At 56.6% G+C, this 16,631-nt stretch carries 18 protein-coding genes and 1 riboswitch; of the genes, 5 read left to right on the forward strand and 13 right to left on the reverse strand.

What is annotated here, in order from left to right; genetic code table 11:
- Positions 1-81 precede the first annotated feature (81 nt).
- The 12 genes from glyA to fni form a co-directional block, all read right to left on the reverse strand.
- Positions 82-1,332: a serine hydroxymethyltransferase gene (gene glyA, locus ACE41H_RS08255; protein ID WP_375354671.1), complete on the reverse strand. Its 1,251-nt coding sequence runs from the start codon at positions 1,330-1,332 to the stop codon at positions 82-84.
- A gap of 22 nt (positions 1,333-1,354) precedes the next feature.
- Entirely contained in the window at positions 1,355-1,939 is a 585-nt protein-coding gene (locus tag ACE41H_RS08260) for a TIGR01440 family protein (RefSeq protein ID WP_375354672.1), read from the reverse strand.
- A 157-nt stretch (positions 1,940-2,096) separates the two neighbouring features.
- Positions 2,097-2,178, reverse strand: a riboswitch (ZMP/ZTP riboswitch).
- Positions 2,179-2,258: 80 nt separating this feature from the next.
- Positions 2,259-2,840 (reverse strand): low molecular weight protein arginine phosphatase, encoded by a 582-nt coding sequence (locus ACE41H_RS08265; RefSeq protein WP_375354673.1) that lies wholly within the window; start codon positions 2,838-2,840, stop codon positions 2,259-2,261.
- Positions 2,841-2,881: 41 nt separating this feature from the next.
- A complete protein-coding gene (locus tag ACE41H_RS08270) occupies positions 2,882-3,442 on the reverse strand; it encodes a manganese efflux pump MntP (protein ID WP_375354674.1) in 561 nt (186 codons plus the stop codon).
- 145 nt (positions 3,443-3,587) lie between these two features.
- Entirely contained in the window at positions 3,588-4,793 is a 1,206-nt protein-coding gene (locus ACE41H_RS08275) for an L-threonylcarbamoyladenylate synthase (RefSeq protein ID WP_375354798.1), read from the reverse strand.
- A gap of 107 nt (positions 4,794-4,900) precedes the next feature.
- Positions 4,901-5,557 (reverse strand): stage II sporulation protein R, encoded by a 657-nt coding sequence (gene spoIIR / locus ACE41H_RS08280; RefSeq protein ID WP_375354675.1) that lies wholly within the window; start codon positions 5,555-5,557, stop codon positions 4,901-4,903.
- A gap of 137 nt (positions 5,558-5,694) precedes the next feature.
- Positions 5,695-6,876, reverse strand: a complete 1,182-nt coding sequence (locus ACE41H_RS08285) for an FtsW/RodA/SpoVE family cell cycle protein (protein WP_375354676.1) — start codon at positions 6,874-6,876, stop codon at positions 5,695-5,697.
- Positions 6,877-6,975: 99 nt separating this feature from the next.
- On the reverse strand, positions 6,976-7,839 hold the full coding sequence (prmC, locus tag ACE41H_RS08290; RefSeq protein ID WP_375354800.1) for a peptide chain release factor N(5)-glutamine methyltransferase: 864 nt from the start codon (positions 7,837-7,839) through the stop codon (positions 6,976-6,978).
- Positions 7,840-7,864: 25 nt separating this feature from the next.
- Complete coding sequence (gene prfA, locus ACE41H_RS08295) at positions 7,865-8,932, reverse strand: peptide chain release factor 1 (RefSeq protein ID WP_375354677.1); 1,068 nt, start codon at positions 8,930-8,932, stop codon at positions 7,865-7,867.
- Positions 8,933-9,192: 260 nt separating this feature from the next.
- Positions 9,193-10,293, reverse strand: coding sequence for a redox-regulated ATPase YchF (gene ychF / locus ACE41H_RS08300; protein WP_375354678.1), 1,101 nt, complete (start codon positions 10,291-10,293; stop codon positions 9,193-9,195).
- Positions 10,294-10,418: 125 nt separating this feature from the next.
- Positions 10,419-10,895, reverse strand: a complete 477-nt coding sequence (locus tag ACE41H_RS08305; RefSeq protein ID WP_375354679.1) for a GNAT family N-acetyltransferase — start codon at positions 10,893-10,895, stop codon at positions 10,419-10,421.
- A 155-nt stretch (positions 10,896-11,050) separates the two neighbouring features.
- Positions 11,051-12,142 carry a type 2 isopentenyl-diphosphate Delta-isomerase gene (fni, locus tag ACE41H_RS08310; RefSeq protein ID WP_375354680.1) on the reverse strand — a complete coding sequence of 364 codons (1,092 nt, stop codon included), beginning with the start codon at positions 12,140-12,142 and terminating at the stop codon, positions 11,051-11,053.
- Positions 12,143-12,371: 229 nt separating this feature from the next.
- Between fni and ACE41H_RS08315 the strand changes: the two genes are divergently transcribed.
- The 4 genes from ACE41H_RS08315 to ACE41H_RS08330 are packed head-to-tail and all read left to right on the forward strand — an operon-like array spanning position 12,372 to position 14,582.
- Positions 12,372-12,959 carry a TetR/AcrR family transcriptional regulator gene (locus ACE41H_RS08315; protein WP_375354802.1) on the forward strand — a complete coding sequence of 196 codons (588 nt, stop codon included), beginning with the start codon at positions 12,372-12,374 and terminating at the stop codon, positions 12,957-12,959.
- Entirely contained in the window at positions 12,956-13,297 is a 342-nt protein-coding gene (locus ACE41H_RS08320) for a DMT family transporter (protein ID WP_375354681.1), read from the forward strand. The genes ACE41H_RS08315 and ACE41H_RS08320 overlap by 4 nt, the downstream gene beginning before the upstream one ends.
- Positions 13,297-13,611 (forward strand): DMT family transporter, encoded by a 315-nt coding sequence (locus tag ACE41H_RS08325; RefSeq protein WP_375354682.1) that lies wholly within the window; start codon positions 13,297-13,299, stop codon positions 13,609-13,611. The genes ACE41H_RS08320 and ACE41H_RS08325 overlap by 1 nt, the downstream gene beginning before the upstream one ends.
- Before the next feature lie 35 nt (positions 13,612-13,646).
- Positions 13,647-14,582, forward strand: coding sequence for a 1-phosphofructokinase family hexose kinase (locus ACE41H_RS08330; RefSeq protein WP_375354683.1), 936 nt, complete (start codon positions 13,647-13,649; stop codon positions 14,580-14,582).
- Here ACE41H_RS08330 and mobA read toward each other — a convergent pair.
- On the reverse strand, positions 14,527-15,216 hold the full coding sequence (gene mobA, locus ACE41H_RS08335; protein ID WP_375354685.1) for a molybdenum cofactor guanylyltransferase: 690 nt from the start codon (positions 15,214-15,216) through the stop codon (positions 14,527-14,529). The genes ACE41H_RS08330 and mobA overlap by 56 nt on opposite strands.
- Before the next feature lie 152 nt (positions 15,217-15,368).
- On the opposite strand from mobA, the gene ACE41H_RS08340 reads away from it, so the two are divergent.
- Positions 15,369-16,589: an MFS transporter gene (locus ACE41H_RS08340; protein WP_375354686.1), complete on the forward strand. Its 1,221-nt coding sequence runs from the start codon at positions 15,369-15,371 to the stop codon at positions 16,587-16,589.
- Positions 16,590-16,631: the final 42 nt, after the last annotated feature.

Below are 16,631 nucleotides of genomic sequence, written 5' to 3' on the forward strand. Positions count from 1 at the left end.
AAGTTCAACACAAAGAAACCGCCCGCATCCTTTACAGGACACGAACGGTCTCATAAATCGCGCTAGCGCTCGGACAGAATCTTAATATTGGATTTCAGGGTAAATCGGGAACTGGTCGGTCAATTTAGTGACACGGCCGCGCAGCTCCGCCAGGATGGTTTCATCCTTCGCATTTTTCAGCGTTTTGGCAATAATTTGGCCGATTTCAATCATGGCATTCTCATCCATGCCGCGGGAAGTAGCAGCAGGTGTGCCAATGCGGATACCGCTAGTTACAAACGGGCTGGTCGGATCAAACGGGATCGCGTTCTTGTTCACCGTGATGCCGATAGAGTCGAGCACATGCTCCGCGTCTTTCCCCGTAATGTTCAGATTGCGCGTATCGATCAGCATGAGGTGGTTGTCCGTACCGCCGGACACGATATTGACACCTTCGCTGATAAGCGTTTCCGCCAGCACCTGGGCGTTGCGCACCACTTGCTTCGCGTATTCGGTAAAGGAAGGCTGAAGCGCCTCGCCAAAAGCTACGGCTTTGGAAGCAATCACATGCATGAGCGGCCCGCCCTGCGTACCCGGGAATACCGCTTTATCAATGGCCTGCGCCCAGGCTTTGCGTGTCAGGATCATGCCGCCGCGCGGCCCGCGCAGCGTTTTGTGTGTCGTGGTCGTCACAAAATGGGCATGCGGCACCGGATTCGGATGAATGCCTGCAGCGACCAGACCGGCGATATGCGCCATGTCCACCATGAACAGAGCGCCGACATCGTTCGCAATCGAAGCAAAGGCTTCGAAATCGATCGTGCGGGGATATGCGCTTGCTCCGGCTACTATAAGACGCGGACGATGCTTGAAGGCCGCCTTCCGCACTTCATCATAATCGATCAGGAAGTTGTCTTCACGCACGCCGTAAGCCACGAAATTGTACAGCAAACCGGATGCATTTACCGGGCTGCCGTGTGTCAGGTGGCCGCCGTGCGCCAGGTTCATGCCAAGCACCGTATCGCCGGTATTCAGCGCTGTCAGGTAAACCGCCAGATTGGCCTGTGCGCCGGAGTGAGGCTGCACGTTGGCATGCTCAGCCCCGAACAGCTCCTTCGCCCGGTCGCGCGCGATATTTTCCACAATATCGACATGCTCGCAGCCGCCATAGTAACGCTTGCCGGGATATCCTTCGGCATATTTATTCGTCAGAACGGAGCCCATCGCCTCGATAACCGCTTCGCTCACGATATTTTCAGATGCGATCAGCTCAATATTGTTCCGCTGGCGCTTGAGCTCAAGCCCCATCGCTTCCAGCACAGCCGGATCATTTTTTCGCAAATTTTCCATCATAATAAAGTTCCTCCCCGCGTCGTTATGCTTGTGTGTATTCTTCTTGCAATTCCAGCCGGTAAACCGCCCGTTCCCCGCCGATCAGCGGAGGACGGGTAAAGGCCGCATTGACCCGCGCTTTCCCAATATAACGGAGGCTCGGCCGGAAAGGAACGGCCACCCTGCGCAAATGCATGCCGATCAGCGTCTCGCCGATATCCAGACCGGCATGCGCTTCGACTGTTTCGGCCAGGCACGGCTCCTTCATCGACCTGAAAGCCGCGGCAGCCATGGAACCGCCAGCCTTCGGCACCGGCACGGCGCCCACTTCCTTCAAGCCGAGCCCCTCCAGGACAGCTCTCTCCAGCACGAGCGCCCGGTTCAGATGCTCGCAGCATTGGAATACAGCATCAAATCCATATTCCTGCTGCACCTCCCTGACGCCTGCCAGCAGTTGCTCGGCCACCTCCAGCGCTCCGGACGTACCAATTCGCCGCCCGGCCACCTCGCTGGTGCTTGCACCAATGACCAGCAGTCTGCCCGGCTTCAAATCCGCGGCAGCGGCCAGCTCCCTTAATATAGCTACAGTATTCGCGCGCAAGCCGGCTGCCATCTCCATATGCTCCATCTCAAGCCCCTCCTGTTCCGCAGTCCAGCATAGTTTCAGCTTTCATTTTAGCTGAATAGGCCCGCCTTTGTTTTGGCAAAAACGACAAGCCGCCATCCTGGGGCAGAGGAAACCTGCTAAATGAAAAAAGAGCAGTCCGCGACTGCTCGCGGAATTGCTCTTTTGCCCAGGCGACCGGCCGTATATCCGATGCTCCACCGTGGTTTAGCCCACTCTCGTCGCCAGTTACACCGGATTCTCGTTCATGTACCCTTATCTTAATTTATCAATGCGGGGAAATCAACAGCAATCTGCACCAAAAATCCGCCAGACGGTGTGATTATTTCCGATTTTCCAGCTTATCCGCCAGACGGTGCAGCGCCGTGCGGATTTCCGCTGCCGCGGTGTCATAATCCTCTCTTGATCCGCCGAAAGGATCGGAGATGTCAAAGCTTGGAATCCGCTGGCGGATTTCAATCATACGCTCCCTTTCTTCCACGGAAAGCTCCTGGCCGAGGGAAGCCATCATTTCCTGGGAGGCGAACAGACTGTCCAGCGCTTGCAGGTCATTCAGAACTGCCGGATCATCCTCAACATACTCCTTCAGGGTGTACGTTTTCCCCGCTGCCGCAGGAAAGCGCTGGATCACATGCCGCTTATGGCTTTGCGTAAGAGTCAGGATCAGGTCTGCCCATTCCACCAGTTCCCGATGCAGCGATGTGGAACGGAAGGGTTCCCTGATTCCATGATCCCGCAGCACGGCCTCGGCATGACGTGAAAGGGATGCGCCGTCCATTGCGGCTACTCCGGCCGAACGCACCTCCAGACCAAGCTGGCGTTCAACGGCCAGCTTGCGCAGCATCGCTTCCGCCATCGGACTCCGACATGTGTTGCCTGTGCATACAAACAAAATATTTTTCACGATTTCCCACCTCCTGCTCTCCACGCTGCAACTTGCAAAAATCAAAAAATAAACATCATTCCAAAGGCAAATAAAATGGCCCCGCCGATCGCCTCTCCGTATTCACCCAGATTACGGCTGACGTGTCTTCCCAGCAGCAGCCCCAGGACTGACATCACACCGCCGGCTCCGCCGAAGGCAGCTACCGTCAGCAGCAGATCGCTCCGGAACATGCCAAGGGACACACCAACCGAAAAGGAGTCCATGCTCACGCCAAGCGAATACAGGATCACTCCGACAGAAGAGCGGTAATCCAGCAGCGGCACGCTGCTTCCATATATTGAATTATAAATCATATGACAGCCAAGCAAAATGAGCAGGCCACCAGCCGCATAGGCCGCAACATGTCCGAGCACTTCACTCATGAAATGCCCTGTGAACATGCCCAGCAGCGGCATCACCAAGTGGAACAAGGCAACGACCGCGCTGATCCGCAGGACATCTTGCAGCCGGACGCCCTTCATCCCTACACCGATTCCGAGCGAAAAAGCATCCATCCCGAGTGCAAGGGCCATGATCAGAACGGTCAGAAGTTGTCCCATATGGGAAGTGGCTTCAAGCATGGTCATTCCCCCATGTACATTTTCAATCTGTACACGATATGCGAACAAGGAGGAAACTAGTACATGCTGTAACCATGGAGAAGGCACTGAGTCGTGTGACAAGCTGCGGGTTGTTCCGGTGCTGCGGCTGTTCCAGTGCTGCAGGCTACTCGCGGGCTTCGTCTGCCCGGATCACCCGGTGTCCGGCCGCCTTCAGCAGCCGGTTCATAACGGCCGCGCCAAGCCCGTGCGGCGGGCAGGCCTCTGCGAGGATGAAGGTAATACCATCCTCGTCACAGCGGCGCAGCACCCCGTACAGACGCCGCCCCGCCTCCTGCAGCGTGTCGAGACTTCCGAGCGAATAGACGCGCTGCCCGATGTAATCGGCCGCATGCTCGTCAAAAGCGAGCACGGCCGTGCGCTCTCCGCTGGCCCCCGCCACGGCCAGCTCGCGCCGGATCAGGCCCGTCACCGCTGCCGGAGACGGGCCTTCCACCACGCTTAAGCGCCCGCGGGGCGCGTAATGCGTGTACTTCACCCCCGGCGAGCGGGGAGCCGGGGTGTCGGGGCCGGCGGCGCCCGCCAGGCCCGGGTCCGTCGTGACGGCCGGGCAGACGGCGGCGAGCTGCTCGGCGGTGATGCCACCGGGGCGCAGGATCGTCACGGTGCCGTCGTCGCCGACCTGCACCACCGTCGACTCCAGCCCCACGCCGGTAGGGCCGCTATCGACGATGCCGCCGATCCGGCCCTGCAAGTCCTCGCGCACATGCTCGGCAGTCGTCGGGCTCGGACGGCCGGAGCGGTTTGCGCTTGGCCCCGCCACAGGGCACCCGGCCTCGGCAATCAGCCGCAGCGCCACCGGGTGGTCCGGCATCCGCACGGCGACCGTGTCCAGCCCCGCCGTTACGCGCGGGGACAGCACGCCCGGCTTGACCGGAAGCACCAGCGTGAGCGGCCCCGGCCAGAACGCCTTGATCAGGGCCTCCGCCGTGCTGTTCACCTGCTGCACGAGTTCATCGAGCTGGCTGCGCCGCGCAATATGCACGATGAGCGGATTGTCCGAGGGTCGGCCCTTCGCAGCAAAAACCGCCTCCACGGCGGCGGTATTGCGGGCATCGGCACCGAGTCCGTATACAGTTTCCGTCGGGAAAGCAACCGTATCGCCCGCACGCAGCAAAGCAGCAGCCTCCCGCAAGGCCAGTGCCGCAAACTGGGAGGGATGCCCTGTATACGAGCTCCCTCCCGGCTCGATTCCATTTGCCACAGCCTGCTTCAGGTTTTTCACGTCCCACCAGAACGTCGGACGCTTCCCGGCTTGCGCCGGGCCGCTGGCGGCTTCAGACTGCAGCTTTTGATCATCATTCATATTTATTCATCCTATACCTTCTTGATTGGGTTCAGTCTTCCGTATAAGCTCAAATTCCTAGCTTTCATTCACTTATTATATCACATTTAGAAAACCGTTTATTGATGCACTTGCTAGGAAAGCAGTCCACTAACCCAATTCCATAAATCAACCGCTTTATCCACCAGATAGAAGCGTACCTCAACCTGATCTCCTTTATTGTCGCCTTGTCCAACATTTTCACCGGCAGCGACTGCCTTGTCAACCCCCTGAGAGCTGTTCACCCCGACGAAGCACAGAGGAGGAAACAGAACGCACCACCAGTTCTTGCCCGCACCCTCTCCCAGCGTAATGCGGACAGCCTCGTATTGTCCGGCAGGATACACTCTGTTGCCGTAAATTTTAGTCGGGAACGGAACCTGTCCCAGCTCTACTTTATACGTATACGTCAGTCCTTGGCGGGCAAGCTCCCGGCCTACCGTTTCCCGGATTTCCGGCAACCGTGTCCGTACGATACTCCGGGCTTGCTCCAGACTTCGCGGCTGCTGCATCTCATCGATCCACGTATTCATCTCGGCTACCACTGCATCCCGGACCTGCAATTTCACAAGCTGATCCTCCGGCAGATCGGAATTGGCCAGAATACGAAGCCGGATCGAATCATGTGGAATCGCCGAGGCCTGCTGTACCCAGCCGGGTACGGCGGCGTCTACTTTCTGCCCCTCCCAGGACATAACTAATATAAATAAACATACTAGAATAATTACGGTTTGTTTGACTGTTGCCTTCATTTCCTGTTCCCCCCCGGTCCTCTTTATGTCTATCAGTATGTCCGTCTGCCGGAGGGATAAACCTATGAAACTATTAAAATGAACAAAAACAGAGGCCCTCTCCCCGCGGAAAGAACCCCTGCAATATACCTATGAATTTAAGTCTGCTTGACCGTCCGGGACCGGGCCGGATCAGGCAAATCATCGTCTATTTCCTGCCCGTGAACGCGGATACTCATAATCAACCCCATACTCGCCATGTTAATCAGGAGCGACGTGCCGCCATAGCTGACAAACGGCAAAGTAATGCCAGTGAGCGGCATGATGCCGATGAAGGCGCCAATATTCTCAAATATCTGATACAGCAGCATGGACACAATGCCGACCACAATATACGGTCCTGTCCTGTCCCTGCATTCCAGCGCGATCAAAATCATGCGGTGAATCAGGATAAAATAGAGCAACAGCAGTGCTGATGAACCCACAAAGCCGAATTCCTCAGCAATCACTACAAATATGGAGTCCGAGTACGTATACGGCACACGGCCGGATTGGACCGAAGAACCCTGTAAAAAACCTTCGCCGGTCATGCCGCCGGACGCAATCGCCAGTTTGGCATTCTCCGTATGCCACTTGGCCGCTGCGCTTGCTTCATCCGGCATTAGCCATGGATCAAGGCGGTCTGTCCAATGCTGCCGGCCTATATCTTTCATAAAGGTGTATATCTCTTCATGAAAGGTGGTATAGGCCTTGATTCCGCCAACTACCGCTACCGTAAATATAATAAGACCAATTAGCGCATGAGATGCTTTCATGTTGCCGATCCACAGCATGCCTATAAGAATGACAAGATAAGCGAGCGCATTCCCCAAATCGTTCTGCGCCATGACAACAGCAAAAGGGACAAACGTGACCAGACCAATCAGCAGCACATCACGGACAAAACGAAGCTCACCCTGCCGTCTCAGCATCAGCATGTAGGCCAAACTGATGATCAGTGCGAGCTTGAACAGCTCGGCAGGCTGGATACTGAGACCGCCAATCCTCAGCCATCCTTGCGCGTTGTTCAGGTTTTCCCCGAAAAAGAACACCAGCATCAGCACCAGCAGGCCACCCAGATAGATATATCTCGCATATTTAATAAAGATGCGGAAATCAAGCAATGTCATACCGGCCAACGCCACAAAACCAATCGCATAGTTGACAATAATACTGATATAATCGTTCTGATGCCCGGCCCAATAGCGGCCTGCACTATATACGGCAACAACACTGATCCCCATCAACAAGAGCAAAATGGTAATAATGGGGCCGTCGATTCTTTTAAATTTCTGAAGCATAGTTTCCCCCTGAAGCGAATTCTGAACATGGATCCAGCAACTCCAACCATTCAGCTACCCTTCATTGTATAGGATCGGCGGTCAAAAATAAAATGCAGCTCATTCCGCTATTCCCAGTACATGCCGTTCAATACCCGCAAGATCAGGCACGATGACAATGCGGCTCCAATGACCTGCCTCCTTCAGGAGACCGGCCACCTCACGCGCCTGCCCCATGCCCAGCTCGAAGCCGATCAAGCGCGGCGCTGCCGCCAGCAGCGGCAGCTGGCCCATCATCGCCCTGTAGGGATCAAGACCGTCCTGGCCGCCATCCAGCGCCGTGCGCGGCTCATGATCGCGCACCTCCGGCTGCAGCCCTTCGATGTCTGCAGCGGGAATATATGGAGGGTTTGATACCAGAATGTCCACCGTCTCCCCGGCGAAGGGCAGTAGCAAGTCGCCTTCGCGCAGATCCACAGTGGCGCCGTTTGCCTCCGCATTCCGCGCCGCCACTGCCAGTGCAGCCGCCGAAATATCCCCGGCCGACACCCGCCAGCGGGTTCTCTCGGCCGCCAGTGTTACGGAGATCGCGCCGCTGCCGGCGCCAATGTCCAGGGCATGCGGCGTGCCCCCCGGCCACAGCCAGTCTCCGTGCTGCAGGATGGCCTCCACGAGCAGTTCTGTCTCCGGACGGGGAATCAGCACCGCCGGGGTCACGCTGAAGGGGCGGCCGTAAAACTCCTGGGAGCCGATAATATACTGCGCCGGCTCTCCCGCCGCCTTGCGGTTCACTACCGCCTCCCAATCTGCCGCATGTTCTGCTGGAAAAGACTGGCCCAGTTCAGCATAGAACGCTGTTCCTTCCAGCCCAAGCACATGCTCCAGCAGCAGCCGCGCGTTATGCTGCGGCTCCATCACACCGGCAGCCGCCAAAAAAGAAGAAGCCCCAGATAAGGCTTCTCTGATACTTCGGCCCGGTGACATCCGATAAGTCGCGCGTGCCAAAGCTTTATACCTCTTGTGCCATCAAATCGGTCTGCTCCGCAATGGTCAGCGCCGATACGATCTCTTCGATTTCGCCGTTCATGACCTGGTCAAGCTTATGCATCGTCAGACCAATCCGGTGGTCGGTTACACGGCTTTGCGGGAAGTTATACGTGCGAATCCGTTCGCTGCGGTCACCTGTACCCACCTTACTCTTGCGTTCGCCTGCATACTTGGCTTCCTCTTCCTGGCGCATCATATCATAAATGCGGGCACGCAGCACCTGCAACGCTTTCTCTTTGTTGGAGTTCTGTGATTTGCCGTCCTGGCAGGTCGCCACAATGCCGGTAGGAATATGGGTTACGCGCACAGCGGATTTGGTTGTGTTAACCGACTGGCCGCCAGCACCGCTGGAGCAGAAGGTATCGACACGGATATCCTTGTCGAGAATTTCAATATCCACTTCTTCCGCTTCAGGCATGACCGCTACCGTAGACGTGGACGTGTGAATACGGCCGCCTGACTCCGTGGTCGGAATCCGCTGTACCCGGTGCGCGCCGCTCTCGAATTTAAGCTTGCTGTACGCCCCGCGGCCGTTGATCAGGAACGTAACCTCTTTAAAGCCGCCAAGATCGTTCATATTCGCATCCATCAGCTCCACACGCCAGCCCTGGGTATCCGCATAACGGGTATACATGCGATAGAGATCAGCCGCGAACAGGGCCGCTTCATCCCCGCCGGCCGCGCCGCGAATCTCCACGATCACGTTCTTGTCGTCATTCGGATCCTTGGGCAGCAGCAGCACGCGGATTTTCTCTTCCAGTTCCTGCTTGCGGGCGGTAAGCTCCTCAATTTCCATCTTGACCATGTCGCGCATCTCGTCATCAAGCTTTTCAGCCAGCATCGCTTTGGCGGCATCCAGCTCTTCCGTCACCGTTTTATATTCTGTATAAGCCTCGTAGGCGGGCTGCAGATCAGATTGTTCTTTGGAATAGTCCCTCAGCTTCTTGCTGTCATTTGCCACATCCGGATCACAAAGCAGCTCGCTCAACTTCTCATAGCGGTCCACTAAAGATTGCAGTCGATCCAACAAGGGAATTCACCTCTTTATTCATCAAAGTTTCATATCTATATTTTTATACAATCACTATCTTTTCAACATTTGATTATATCATCTTAACATATCAATAACTACTGGCAAATCTGCGTTTCCAGAAAATTATGCAGGTTGCTTCAATCATGCCTCAGCTTCGGAATCATACTGCAAAAAAGCGGCCGCCCGGGGCTCGCTGCCCGGCTGCGACCGCCAGAAGGCAAGGGATATGGAGCTTTCGTCCCCCTGCATGATTTGAATTAAACGTTAAAGCGGAAGTGCATGATGTCGCCGTCCTGCACGACATATTCCTTTCCTTCCAGACGCAGCTGGCCGCGTTCTTTGGCCCCGTTCATGGAACCCGCCGCCACCAGATCGTCATAAGACACCACTTCTGCACGAATGAAACCGCGCTCGAAATCGCTGTGGATTACACCTGCCGCACCCGGAGCCTTCGTGCCCTTGCGGATCGTCCACGCGCGAACCTCCTGCACCCCGGCCGTGAAGTAAGTGTACAGCCCGAGCAGACGGTATGCCGCCTTGATGAGACGGTTGAGCCCCGACTCTTCCAGTCCCAGCTCCTCCAGGAACATGGCCTTGTCCTCACCCTCCAGCTCGGCGATTTCAGCTTCCACTTTGGCGCTGATCGGCACGACCTCGGCATTCTCGCCTGCCGCAAACTCGCGGACCTGCTGAACATATGGATTGCTGTCTGCATCCGTCACGCCATCCTCACTGACATTAGCCGCATACAACACCGGCTTCATGGTCAGCAGATGCAGATCGCGAACCAGCAGCTTCTCATCATCCGTCAGCTCCAGGCTGCGCGCGGGCTTGTCATTGTACAGCGTTTCCTTGAGACGCTCCAGCACTTCCACTTCCTGCATGGCAGCCTTGTTGCCGCCCTTTGTGTTTTTGCGGGACCGTTCAAGCCGTTTGTCCACGCTCTCCAGGTCAGCAAGAATCAGCTCCAGATTAATGGTTTGTATATCACTGACCGGGTCCACCTTGCCATCGACATGCGTAATATTCTCATCCTCGAAGCAGCGGACAACATGCACGATCGCATCCACCTCGCGGATGTGGGCCAAAAATTTGTTGCCCAGGCCCTCTCCCTTGCTCGCGCCGCGCACCAGACCGGCAATATCCACGAATTCGAAGGCCGTCGGCACCGTTTTATTCGGCACGACCATCTCTGTCAATTTATCAAGACGCTCGTCCGGAACCTCAACCACGCCGACATTCGGATCGATCGTACAAAAAGGATAGTTGGCGGATTCGGCGCCGGCCTGCGTAATCGCGTTGAACAGCGTCGACTTTCCGACGTTCGGCAGCCCGACAATACCAGCTTTTAAAGCCATAGTTAAGAACAACTCCCGTTTATATGAAATGAAAAAAAGCAAACAGCATTCCTGGATACATCAACCCACATTATATATGACAACCAGCGCAGGCGGCAACCGGAGAAGCTGGCCTGTTCGAGCTCCTAAATCTCTTTGCTCATCTGGATATCCGTAACCGTGTACCCGACACTCTTGTAGAGATGCAGCGCCCTTTCATTGTGTCCGAATACGTGCAGGCCGATTCGGGTTGCTCCTGCCTTACGGGCTTCTTCTTCCAATGCCGCCATGGTCAGCCTGCCGTAGCCCTTCCCCTGGTATTTCTCATAGATGAGAATGTCCAGCAAAAACGCCTCGGTGCCCCAGGGGTGCTGCATCATATTGAACCAGATGTCCCCGATTTCCAGCTCTTTTCCGTCTTCATCAAGCACGATGGCATACAAATAAGCATCCGGCGTGTCCAGTCCTGCAGGCAGAAATTTGCGTATGCTCTCTTGAGAGCGCTGCAGCGCTTCCTCTGCCGTCCAGTCCCCTGACTTTATTTTATCTTCCGCAAAATCTTTAATCGTTCGTTGTTCAAAACGCCCGTATTGTTCAGCATTCATCGGTTTAAGCGAGATCATGGGCCCCATCCCCTTCAGTATCGGATTGTGAAGGCCGCAAGACGTCCTTCTTGAATTCCTTCAGTATAATACGAATATTGTTTAAGTACATCCCCCGAAGTACATAAAGTTAACACCAAGATACACAAGCAATACAGGAAAACGATTTACTTACGTTAATATGCTTTTCGGCGCAGCCGCGGGGTGCTCCGCAACGCCTCCACATCGGCAGCCCCAATGCCGAACATGACTGTCCGCAGTTCCAGCTCCACCTGGGCCAGCCTGTCGTGCAGCGCCTGCTCCGAAGCAACGGCCGGTCCGAGCAAGGAGCGCCCGAAGCCCGCCAAATCCGCCCCCAGCGCAAGCGCCTTGGCGGCATCCACTCCGCTCTGCAGCCCGCCGCTGCCGATGATGGCTCCCTTGCTTTCAAGCGCGCTTACCTCGGCAATGCACTCCGCCGTCGGGTTGCCCCAGTCTGCGAAGGCCTCGGCCGCAGCCCGTTTGACCGGATCGGGGTTACGGTATTTCTCGACCTGGCTCCAGCTTGTCCCGCCCGAGCCGGCCACGTCGATGAACGCCGCCCCCACAGAGTACAGCCTCGAAGCAGTCTCACCGTCGATGCCCCAGCCAACCTCTTTCACGCCCACGGGAACGGAGAGTGTCCGGCATATCCGCTCAATCTGCTTCAGCAACCCGGAGAAATTTGTATCCCCCTCAGGCTGGAACACTTCCTGGATTCCGTTCAGATGAAGAACGAGCATATCCGCGCCCGCAATGTCCACAGCACGGCGGCATATTTCTTCATCATATCCGTAATTGAGCTGCACTGCCCCGAGGTTGGCGATCACCGTGATATTGGGGGCATGGCGGCGGACATTAAAGGTTGCGGCCAATTCCTCTTTTTCCACGGCTGCCCGCACCGATCCGACACCAAGCGTCCAGCGCCTGGCTTCGGCGGCGGACGCAAGCCGCTCGTTAATTCTCCCCGTTTCCGCGCTTCCCCCTGTCATCGAGCTGATCAGCAGCGGTGTCCGCACAGCCCGCCCAAGGAAGGTGCTGTCCAGCCGAATGGACGCAAAATCAAGCTCAGGCAGCGGATTATGCTTGAACGCATACCGCTCCAGGCCGCTGGTGATGCCCCGTCCAGCCACGTCCTCTTCCAGGCACAAGCGCACATGCTCTATTTTCCGTTCCCCGGTCCGTCCTGCGGGCAGCAGCGAGTCGCCTTCCTTAACTTCGCGCCGGTTTTCATTGGTTTGATCACTCATGTAAAGCTCCCTTGTCTCATTTATTTAACTATCATGGTTATCACTTTTCCCCAATCCGAAGTTCCTTATTTAGATAGTATATCGGACCCTGTTTACAATTCAAAATATAACGTCAGACAGTATGCGGATCAGTTCAATTTTGGTTGGATTCCTCTGCCCTTTGACATATTACATGAACTGTGAGAATATAAACTAACGACCGTTAGGTAGGTGAATAAATACAGTGCGTATGGAACATATAAGGGATGTCGCTCTGGCCCATTTTGCAAAGTATGGCTACGAAGGTACCTCTCTCGGCAGCATCGCTGAAGAGGTGGGCATCCGCAAGCCTTCGCTGTATGCGCATTTCAAGAGCAAGGAGGATCTGTTTCTGAAGGTGGTTGTGCACGCGTTCCATCTGGAGTCGCGCAGAATTTTTGGCTATTTTGCCGACTGCCGCAATGCAGGCACCGAGTCGGTGTTGAGAGATTTTTTTGACTGGTTGGAAAAGGAGTACGAGAGCAGCAGCACAGCGAAGCTGGTACTGCGGATGTGCTTCTTCCCGCCGCCGGCGCTGTGTGATGAAGTGATGGATATCGTATGTCCGTTTCTGGAGCGGCTGGAGCGGATGCTGGCACGGATGCTGCGCCGGACGTCGGCCCTCGGGACTGACGCCGCAGCGGCAGACAACGCTGCACTGGCTTACATTACGCTCGTTGACGGCACAGCCGTGGAGCTGCTGTTCGTAGGTCCAGATAAATACCGCAGACGTGTCCATGCCGCCTGGCCTATATTCTGGCAAGGCATGAATTGCTTAAAGGAGAAGGAGACAAGATGAACCGCAGCTGGTTGTACGTTATTTGGGGAGGTATCATAGAGGTCGTATGGGTGTCCGGTCTCAAACATGCCGCCACACCTATAGAATGGATCATCACCATTCTGTCTATTGGAGCCAGTTTTTATCTGATTATTCAGGCGGCCAGACGCCTGCCGGTGGGCACGGTATATGCCGTCTTTACGGGACTCGGCACCGCCGGAACGGTTGCAGCTGAAATGCTGGTGTTCGGCGAGCCCTTTAACTGGATGAAGGTGCTCCTGACTGCAGTGCTGCTTGCCGGGGTGGTCGGTCTGAAGCTTGTGACCGACTCAGGGGCACGGGAAAGGGGGAACGCCTGATGGCCTGGTTCGCATTAATCCTTGCAGGTGGTTCCGAGGTGCTGGGCGTCATCGGCATGAAAGGCATTACCATGGGCAGGGGCTGGCGCTCCTTCGCCCTGATGGGCCTCTCGTTCCTGATCAGCTTTTCGCTGCTCAGCTATGCGATGCAGTACCTTCCGATGGGCACGGCTTACGCTGTATGGACAGGGATCGGCACCGTCGGCAGCACCGTGGCCGGCATGCTTATGTATGGTGAGGACAGAGACTGGAAAAGAATGCTGTTTATCGCGATGATTTTGGCTGCCGCCGCCGGACTGAAGCTGATCTCCTAACCTCCGGCGGCCGCAGAAACAGGGGGAAAGAAACCTTGATCACAACCGTTACACTGAATGCTGCTGTTGATAAAATCTACACTGTGCCCGAATTCCGCCCTGACCGGGTGCACCGGATTACGGAAAACGTGACCGTTCCCGGGGGCAAAGGAGTTAATGCCGCCCGGGTTATACATACGCTGGGCGTGCCTGTAAGAGCGACGGGCTTCGCGGCAGGCCATACCGGCCGCATGCTCATCGAGGGGCTGCGGCAGGAAGGGGTAACGGCCGATTTTGTGCCCGCCGCCCGTGGCGAAACCCGGCTGGCCATTACGGTGCTGGACCCGGCTGCCGGCACACAGACGGAGCTTATCGAAGGCGGTCCCCATATCGGACAGGGTGAGCTGACTGCGATCCGGGACAAGGTGCGGCTCCTGGCGGCGGATTCCGCCTGGGTCGTGCTGTCTGGCAGCCTGCCTGCCGGCTGCCCGCAGGGGCTGTACGCCGAGCTCTGCGAGCTGGCGAAGGCGCAGGGCGCCCGGGTGGCGCTCGACGCCAGCGGCGAGGCGCTCCGGGAAGGGCTGCACGGGCGGCCCGACCTGGTGAAGCCGAACGAGGAGGAAGCCGCCCGCTTCGCGGGCATCGCGCCTGGCGGCGGACCGGACGCGATGCGCGAAGCTGCCGCCAAGCTCGTGCAGGCCGGAGCCGGCCTGGCCGTCGTCTCGCTTGGCGCGGACGGGGCGCTGGCGGCCACCGCCGCCGCCAGCTACCGCGTGACGCTGCCCGCGGCTGACATCGTCAGCCCGCTCGGCAGCGGGGACGCCATGGTCGCCGGGCTGGTAACCGGCGACCTGGCGGGCCTCGCCCTGCCCGCCATGCTGCGGCGGGGGGCGGCCTGCGGCACGGCGGCCGCGCTGCATGCGATGGCCGGCCGGGTCACGCCCGCGGATGTCCGGCGCTTGGAGCGGGACATCCGCGTGGAGCGGCTGTAGATTTTTCTTCCCGGATCCATGCGCACACCTGGCGGTAATCGTCCTGCTCATTCATATTGAAAAATACCTTGTCCGCTGACCGGGGACCGGAGGCGGCCAGGGATTCCCCGTCCACATACGCTGCGTTTATCGTATCCAGCCAATCCTGCATCCGCAGCCGCCCGGTCTGCAGCCGTTCCTCCAGACCGGGCAGCACCCGGCGATGATAGGCGGCCAGCAGCGGCTGTCTTCTATCGTCAATAACCGGAATCACCGCGTCCCAATTCTGCCCCCCTGCCGTCAGGAGACTCCCTTCATCCCACCGCTTCGCCGCCTCCGCCCGCAGAGCCAGCAGCGTCTCCGCGTTCACAAGCGGCATATCACAAGCGCACACGATATTCCACTCCGTTCCCGATGCCTTGAGCCCCGCATGTAGACCCGCAAGAGGCCCCCGTCCGGGATATTGATCGGAGACCGCTTCCATGCCCGCCAGCACCTCCCCTTCCCTACCTGCCACAACCACACGGCAGGAAGCCTTGCTCAGTTTCTCGGCGATCCTTTCCAGCACGGTCATTCCCTCCAGCTCCAGCCGCGACTTGTCTGTTCCCATACGTGACGATTTTCCTCCCGCCAATACGATGCCCGTTACCTCCAACTTCTTCCCCCCTTTTCTGACTTTTTCTCATGCAATATGTTTATGTTGTAATTGTTAACCTTTTCAAACAGTGATACATTATCTAAAGATTCTCTTTCTTTTTTCTGATAAACTGCCCTGAGTCCCTTAACAGCTGTTGAAGAAAGGAATGTATGCGCTTGAGGAAGAGCAATCCTTCACTCTATTCCCTGAAAATGTACAATTTTTTCATTTACGGAGCCATCGCGATTTTCTCAAGCTTCTTCCCGTTATATCTGCAGGAAGTCGGGATGGATAAAATCGAAATCGGCAGCCTGATGGCCATCGGCCCGTTTGTTTCCGTGTTTGCCAACCCTTTTTGGGGATATATGAGCGACCGGACGCAGAACATTCGGCGCACCCTGTTTTTAATGATGGCAGGGACACTGCTGCTGTTGCAAGCCGTATTTCTTGTGAACACCTACACCATGATCTACATATCCATGATTTTGTTTTTCTTTTTTCAAAGCCCGCTCTTTGCCCAGACCAACAGTATGATCCTCAGCTACATCGAAGGCACGGGCCGGAAATTCGGGTCCTTCCGGTTATGGGGCTCGCTCGGCTGGGCGCTGATTGCCGCAGCCTCCGGCTCGGTTATCGATTACTTTGGCATAAGCAGCATCGCGGTCGTCTTCAGCATTCTGCTGCTGGCTGCCGCAGGCGCGGCTTCGGCCCTGCCGCCGCTCCGCAGTGCGCCGGACACGCCCCCGGTCAGCTTGCGCGGCTTCGGCAGGATCATTAACAACGGGTATTTTATGAGCTTTATCATTCTCGGTGTGCTCGTATCAATTCCCAATGCCGTGAACAGTGCCTTCGTCTCCCTTTATATCACGGAGCTTGGCGGCTCAAAAAGCATGGTCGGCTTTTCGGTATTCATGTCCTCCATTTTTGAGGTCATCGTCTTTCTTCTGTTCGACCGCTGGCTCAAACGGAAAATGACGGTCCTGACGGCCTGTCTCGCCCTCGTCAGCCTGTTGTTCGCCCTGCGCTGGCAGCTTATGGCGGCCGCCTCCAGTCCGCTCGATGTCGTGCTCATACAAGCACTGCACTGCATTACGTTCGGCGGTTACTTCTATGTCGGCACACAGCTGACCATGCTGTTCATTCCTGCAGAGTACCGTTCTTCCGGCCAGGCGCTGTATACGCTTACGTGGAGCGGCATCTCCGGGATTGCGGCAGGTTTTGCCGGGGGATGGCTCTTCCAAAGCTTCGGCGGCGAAATGATGTATAAAGTGGGTGTAATGCTGGCCCTACTGGGCGCAGCAGGATTTGGAGTGATGTGGTATATGCTGTACAAGTACGGTTATCGTCCGCCGCTGGCTGAAAAAGCGCAGGTTCCACAGAATGGCATTTAACCCGGCAAAATGAGGCAGTCCCTAAGCCATTTTTAACAACTT

It is taken from the genome of Paenibacillus enshidis (assembly GCF_042136365.1).
Lineage (GTDB): Bacteria > Bacillota > Bacilli > Paenibacillales > Paenibacillaceae > Paenibacillus > Paenibacillus enshidis.